Below are 6,329 nucleotides of genomic sequence, written 5' to 3' on the forward strand. Positions count from 1 at the left end.
TTAGACCTCTCTTCCGTATATTTTGTTAATTTGGTCTGAATAAGTGCCATCTTCATTATAGACAAATAAAGGTTCATCCCACTTTAAGAAAGCTCCTCCATCTCTTTGTCCTTCTACTAAAACTATGTTAGGTGCTTTACGTTTGTTTGGATGTACCATTCTTATTCTCTTTGGCTCAATTTTATGTTTTCTCATAAGAGTTATTATATCTGCAAGCCTTTCAGGTCTATGTACCATAAAAACTCTTCCGTTATCTTTTAAAAGTATTCTAGCCGCTATTATAACATCTTCTAAATTACACATAACTTCATGCCTTGCTATAGCCATCTTATCTCTAGGATTTACTATTCCTGCATTATTTAATTTATAAGGAGGATTAACAGTAACTACATCTGCTTTTTCTATAGATTTTAATAATTTTAAATCTTTTAAATCTCCATTTATAAAACTTATGTTATCTACAGAATTAATTTTTACACTTCTATTTGCCATTTCGACCATATCTTCTTGGATTTCTAACCCAAGGATAGATTTAGGTGAATATTTACCATAAACTAAAAAAGGTATAATCCCTGTTCCTGTGCACATATCAATTACTCTATGCTTAGATTTTACATTTGCAAAATCAGCTAAAAGAACTGCATCTACACCAAACTTAAATCCATCTAATTTTTGAATTAAAAATAAATCTTTAAGCTGTAAGTCATCTACACTTTCATCTTCGTTTATTTTAATATCTCTAAATTCTTTCATAAAAAACATCCTATCTTTATAAATTATATATTTTTCATTATACAGTAAAGGATTTTCCATTACAATTTAACATGCACTATAATAATAATTTTAATCTAAATATCTTACTTTTTAATTTGAAAAGCCTATCTCTATCCTATTTAAACTATAATATTATATTTTTCTGTACGTTAAAAAAGGCCTTAGATTTCTCTAAGACCTTAATAATTCTTCTTAGTTTATTATTCTTCTTGCTGCGTAGAAGTTCCAAATTGGAGAAACTTTAACTACATCACCTGTTTGTGGTGCGTGAATTATGTTACCACCACCAACATAGATACCTACGTGACCTGCACTTGGGAATACTAAGTCTCCAGGTTGTAATTCTCCTCTTGAAACAGGACGTCCAACATTTACTTGACTAAATGTAGTTCTTGTTATCTCTATTCCTGCTGCTTTTCTATAAACATAGCTTGTGAAACCTGAACAGTCAAATGAATTTGGTCCAGTTGCACCCCAAACATAAGGTTTTCCTAAATGTTTGTAAGCTTCACTTATTATACCTTGTACATTTCCTGAAACTGTTGGTGTTCCGCCACCATTATTTGATGATCCTGAATTTGAAGAAGATCCTGAATTTGAAGCTGAACCTCTGTTAGCTTCTTGTTCTCTCTTTTCTGCTTCTTTTTTAGATAAGTTATCTTTACCTTTTTCAATAGCATCATTTATTTCTTTTTTCACAATTGGAGATTTAATTTGAGCATCTCTTATGTCTCTGATTTGGCTTAAAGCAGATTTTAAATCATTAATAGAGCTGTTTGAACTCTTTAATGTATCCATTTGAGGTTTAACTATTTCTCTCTCAACTTGTGCTAAGTAACCTGAATCAAATTTATCTCTTTCAGCCTTAGCTTGTTTAGATAATTCTAATTGCTCTTTTTCTAATTCTTTAAAGTTTGCTAATTCTTTTTCAGTTTCAGCATTTAACTCTTCAATTTTTTTGCTCTTCTCTTGTAAAGAAGTTACTTTCTCGTTAAGACTTTTTTGGTTTGCAGTAAGTTCTTTAACGACTTTTTTATCGATATCTACTAATCTATTAGCAGAGTCTAATCTTCCTACTAAATCACTAAAACTTTCAGCTCCTAAAATAACTGATAGGTAGCTAGTTTGTCCACCTGACTTATATAATTCTCTAAGTCTTCCACCTAAAACTTCTTCTTGTTCAGCTATTTTAGCTTTAGTTTGCTCCACCTCTTTTTGAGTTGTAGCAATCTCGCTTTTAGTCTTGTCCATTTCTTTTTTATTTTCTTCTACTTTGTTTACTAGTGGTTCTATTTTAACGTTTAAATCTGAAATTTTGCTTTGTATATTATTGATATTTTCCTCTAATTTAGCGTACTTTTGTCTTGCATCCGTAACCTCTTTTTGATCCGGAGTAGCAAATGCAGGCATTGCTGGCATAACTGTACTTAGCGCTAACGCTCCTACTATCACTGCTGATATAATTCTTTTTTTCATGGTTATCCGGTTCCTTGGAACCTACCCCCTTTCAAATTGTGTAATTCCTTTATATTACTAGAAATACATTAACAATTATAACACCTTGTCCACCCTTACACAACATAATTTATAACAAAATTCTTACAATCAACTTTATTTTTTAAGAAATTTATTACATTTTTATACTTTCCCATACTCTTACTTACGAGTTGTTGATAAGGTTTTCTTAAAATGTTACTTATATATATAAATAGATAATATTAACATATACTAGAAAATAACTATTTTAAAAGCAATCCTCTTTTCTATCTCTAGTTATATAATTATTATTTTCACTACAATATATATAATAACACATTTGATTACATTTTTGTAATGTTTTTTAATAAATAGTAAACAAATTTGACTTTTTATCTTTTTGCACTTATAATAAATTTGCTAACGGGGTGTGGCGCAGATGGTAGCGCGCATGGTTTGGGACCATGAGGTCGCAGGTTCGAGACCTGTCACCCCGACCAAGCAAAAAGAGATTATCCAAATCGGATAATCTCTTTTTTTATGCATTTTTATCTTCTATATCTTTTAAATGCTTTTCTATATATTCATCAGCCCTTTTAGCCGCTTTGCATAAAGATAAAGTAACTACAACGACTAATACATAAATTAAAACAAAAATTATTTTCATAAATATACCTCTATCTATTTCCTACCTTTTAGTATTATTATTGCCACTTTTATGAATAATATTTATATATACTATTTTAGGAGGAATTTCTCATGAATAAAGATTATAACAATCTATTAAAGAAACTTATAAAATCATACTACGATGGTAACTTCTACGAAGAAGTTTCAAATTTACAAAAAGAAACAAACTTTAACGAAGAAGAATTTAAAGCAATTATATCTTCTCTTTGCGGAATAAAGCTAGAGCAAAATGATAATCTTATAGAAACCTTAAGAAAAGGAATAACAAACTACAAAATAAGTGCAAAACTTGTTGAAAAAGTTCACAGTTGTTCTGATAGTTGCAAAGATGAAAGCACAAAGCCTAGAAAATGCGTGGCTTCTTGTCCTTTTAACGCTATAGTAGAAGATCCCTTAAGCCACAACCTTTTAATAAACTCAGATTTATGTTCTGACTGTGGAGTATGCGTAAACGTATGTGAAGAAGGTAGCTTTTTAGAAAAAATAGAATTAATCCCTTTACTAGAACTTTTAAAAAACAACAAAAACGTAATAGCTATAGTAGCACCAGCTATAATTGGTCAATTCGGTAAAGATGTAACTATGGATAAACTTAGAACATCATTTTTAAAAATAGGCTTTAAAGATATGATAGAAGTTGCTTTTGCAGCAGATATGCTTACATTAAAAGAAGCTGTTGAGTTTGATCACCACGTAAAAAATCCAAACGATCTTTTAATAACTTCATGTTGCTGTCCTATGTGGATTGCTATGATAAAAAAGGTTTATCATTCCTTAGTTAACGATGTATCACCTTCTGTATCTCCTATGATAGCTGCAGCTAGAGTTTTAAAATTCTTAAACCCTGAAGTTAAGGTTGTATTTATAGGACCTTGCATAGCAAAAAAGGCTGAAGCTAGAGAAGCTGATTTAGTTGGAGATGTTGATTTAGTTCTTACTTTTGATGAACTAAAATCAATATATGATTCATTAAATATAAAACCTGAAGATTTAGAAGAAACAGTTTCTGTAGAATATGCATCTAAAGGTGGAAGAATATACGCAAGAGCAGGTGGTGTATCTATAGCTGTAGGTGATGCTATAGAGGAATTGTTTAACGAAAAGTATCATTTATATAATCCTAAGAACGTACACGGCGTTAAAGAGTGCAAAGAAATTCTTAAAGATATTCAAGAGGGTAATAAAATAAGTGCAAACTTTATAGAAGGTATGGGTTGTATCGGAGGTTGCGTTGGAGGACCTAAAAGAATTATATCTAAAGAAGAAGGTTTAGAATATGTAGATAAATTTGCTTTTTCCTCTCCAATAAAAACACCTAATAATAGCGAATTGATTTTAGATTTATTTAAAAGATTAAATATAAATTCTTTTGAAGACTTAACTGATCCTAAAAAAACTGAAATATTCCATAGAAAATTTTAATTTAAGTTCATCCTAAAAACATCCTTTTATAAAATGGATGTTTTTTATTTTTAAATCTACTCCCCTTTTTATATAACATACTGTATTATATATATGGGGGTGGTTATATGTTAAAGAATATAGATGCCGCAATTTTTGATCTAGATGGAACATTAATAGATTCTATGTGGGTGTGGAATAAAATCGATACAGATTATTTAACATCAAAGAATATTGAAGTTCCTGAAAATTTAGAAGAAGATTTAGGACACTTAAGCTTTATACAAACTGCAGAATACTTCAAAAAAAGATTCGAAATTGAAGATTCAATCGAAGAAATATGTAACACGTGGAATACTATGGCTCAAAACCATTATTCTAACGATATCCCATTAAAACCAGGTGTAGCTGAATTTTTAAGCTTTTTAAAATCACAAGGAATAAAGATTGGACTAGCTACTAGTAATTCTACTCACCTATTAGAAGCATCACTTAAAAACCATGGAATATATGATTTATTTGATGCTATAACGATAACTGATGAAGTTGGTATTGGGAAACATAGACCTGACGTATATCTTTTAGCTGCAAAAAAATTAAATGCAGATCCTTTAAAATGTGTTGTTTTTGAAGATATACTTCCTGCGATAAAAGGCGCTAAGCTTGGAGGAATGAAAGTTGTAGCAATTGAAGACGAAGCATCTATTAATGATAGAGATACTATTATTAATGAAGCTAACCTTTATATTAAAGATTACAACGAATTACTAAATGAAATTCAAATAACAGCATAAAATAAAAGAAGATGCAAAAGCATCTTCTTTTTTTATAAATTCATATGTTATTTTCTAACAACACCAAATTTAGTTTCTAATTCTTTAATAGCTTTTAAGTAAGCTTCTTGTTGTTTTTGTTGAGTTAATTGTTGTTTGATTCCATCTTTAACTTCATCAAATGATTTTTCACTTGCTCCGTTTTTAGCTTCAACTTTGATTATGTGGTAACCAAATTGAGTTTTAACTGGTGCAGTTACTTCTCCAACAACAGCATCAAATGCAGCAGCTTCGAATTCTGGAACCATCATTCCTTTTCCGAATGCTCCTAAGTTTCCGCCAGCTTCTTTTGAAGGGCATGTTGAATATTTAGCAGCAGCTTCTTCAAAAGTTACATCTCCAGCTTCTATTTCTGATTTTATTTTGTTTGCTTCTTCTTCATTTTCAACTAAGATATGTTTAGCTGAAACTGTAGGTTGCTCAACAAAGTTTTCTTTATTTTCTTCATAGAATGCTTTAACATCTTCATCAGTTACTGTAACCTTTGATAAAACTTCTCCCATAGCCATTTGAGCTAATAATTCTTTACCAAATCTTTCTAATGTTTCTTTGTATTCTACTCTTTCATCTAACTTTTCTTCTTTAGCTTGTAATGCCATTACCTCTAAAGCTATCATTTGCTCTAAAAGTTGTTTTTTTGCTTGATCGTTATCAAACATCATTTGTCTTTCTTGAGGTTGGTTAGCTATTACATTGTTTAATTCTGCTTCTGTTATTTCAACGTTTCCAACAGTTGCTAATACTTTATTTTCCATATTAGTTATCTCCTTTACATAAAAAAATAATATCTATATATATATTACCATATATCGATATTATAACAATGATATTAATATAATTTTATATTATTATCCACATTTTTATATAATTTTGTGGATTTTATACACATAATTAATTTGTTTTTGTGGATAACTTTAATTCTATTTCATTTCTAGATAGAATATTCTTGTTTAAAATAAAAAAAGATGTTCTAAAATGAACATCTTTTTCTGGTGGAGGTAAGGAGATTCGAACTCCTGACCCCCTGCGTGCAAGGCAGGTGCTCTCCCAACTGAGCTATACCCCCAGAAATAAAAAAATGGTGGCTCGAGCAGGAATCGAACCAGCGACACGAGGATTTTCAGTCCTCTGCTCTACCGACTGAGCTATCGAGCC

6 protein-coding genes and 3 tRNA genes are annotated in these 6,329 nt (G+C 30.3%); 3 read left to right on the top strand and 6 right to left on the bottom strand.

Annotation, left to right across the window (positions count from 1 at the left end; all coding sequences use genetic code 11):
• Together M4I33_RS03420 and M4I33_RS03425 are read right to left on the bottom strand one after the other, a co-directional pair.
• Window positions 1–753, bottom strand: coding sequence for a tRNA1(Val) (adenine(37)-N6)-methyltransferase (locus M4I33_RS03420; RefSeq protein WP_257915478.1), 753 nt, complete (start codon window positions 751–753; stop codon window positions 1–3).
• Window positions 754–966: 213 nt separating this feature from the next.
• Window positions 967–2,250, bottom strand: a complete 1,284-nt coding sequence (locus tag M4I33_RS03425; protein WP_257915479.1) for an NlpC/P60 family protein — start codon at window positions 2,248–2,250, stop codon at window positions 967–969.
• Between the two features lie 424 nt (window positions 2,251–2,674).
• On the opposite strand from M4I33_RS03425, the gene M4I33_RS03430 reads away from it, so the two are divergent.
• A tRNA-Pro gene (locus M4I33_RS03430) sits at window positions 2,675–2,750 on the top strand.
• A 38-nt stretch (window positions 2,751–2,788) separates the two neighbouring features.
• Here the strand turns inward: M4I33_RS03430 and M4I33_RS03435 are convergent.
• The gene (locus M4I33_RS03435; RefSeq protein WP_257915480.1) at window positions 2,789–2,917 is read right to left on the bottom strand and encodes a hypothetical protein; all 129 of its coding nucleotides are present in this window, start codon (window positions 2,915–2,917) and stop codon (window positions 2,789–2,791) included.
• 92 nt (window positions 2,918–3,009) lie between these two features.
• On the opposite strand from M4I33_RS03435, the gene M4I33_RS03440 reads away from it, so the two are divergent.
• Together M4I33_RS03440 and M4I33_RS03445 are read left to right on the top strand one after the other, a co-directional pair.
• Window positions 3,010–4,362 carry a [Fe-Fe] hydrogenase large subunit C-terminal domain-containing protein gene (locus tag M4I33_RS03440; protein WP_257915482.1) on the top strand — a complete coding sequence of 451 codons (1,353 nt, stop codon included), beginning with the start codon at window positions 3,010–3,012 and terminating at the stop codon, window positions 4,360–4,362.
• Window positions 4,363–4,469: 107 nt separating this feature from the next.
• Entirely contained in the window at window positions 4,470–5,135 is a 666-nt protein-coding gene (locus tag M4I33_RS03445; RefSeq protein WP_257915483.1) for an HAD family phosphatase, read from the top strand.
• A gap of 47 nt (window positions 5,136–5,182) precedes the next feature.
• Here the strand turns inward: M4I33_RS03445 and M4I33_RS03450 are convergent, their stop codons facing one another.
• From M4I33_RS03450 to M4I33_RS03460, 3 genes are all read right to left on the bottom strand, one after another.
• A complete protein-coding gene (locus tag M4I33_RS03450; protein ID WP_194192149.1) occupies window positions 5,183–5,929 on the bottom strand; it encodes a peptidylprolyl isomerase in 747 nt (248 codons plus the stop codon).
• Window positions 5,930–6,164: 235 nt separating this feature from the next.
• Window positions 6,165–6,240 (bottom strand) — tRNA-Ala (locus tag M4I33_RS03455).
• A 13-nt stretch (window positions 6,241–6,253) separates the two neighbouring features.
• A tRNA-Phe gene (locus M4I33_RS03460) sits at window positions 6,254–6,329 on the bottom strand.

The sequence above is a fragment of the Clostridium sp. LY3-2 genome, assembly GCF_024705715.1.
GTDB lineage: Bacteria > Bacillota > Clostridia > Clostridiales > Clostridiaceae > Clostridium.

Bases quoted from the DNA above. Each gene is read 5' to 3' on its own strand.
- M4I33_RS03420 (WP_257915478.1), bottom strand. From the start codon at position 753: ATGAAAGAATTTAGAGATATTAAAATAAACGAAGATGAAAGTGTAGAT.
- M4I33_RS03425 (WP_257915479.1), bottom strand. From the start codon at position 2,250: ATGAAAAAAAGAATTATATCAGCAGTGATAGTAGGAGCGTTAGCGCTA.
- M4I33_RS03435 (WP_257915480.1), bottom strand. From the start codon at position 2,917: ATGAAAATAATTTTTGTTTTAATTTATGTATTAGTCGTTGTAGTTACT.
- M4I33_RS03440 (WP_257915482.1), top strand. From the start codon at position 3,010: ATGAATAAAGATTATAACAATCTATTAAAGAAACTTATAAAATCATAC.
- M4I33_RS03445 (WP_257915483.1), top strand. From the start codon at position 4,470: ATGTTAAAGAATATAGATGCCGCAATTTTTGATCTAGATGGAACATTA.
- M4I33_RS03450 (WP_194192149.1), bottom strand. From the start codon at position 5,929: ATGGAAAATAAAGTATTAGCAACTGTTGGAAACGTTGAAATAACAGAA.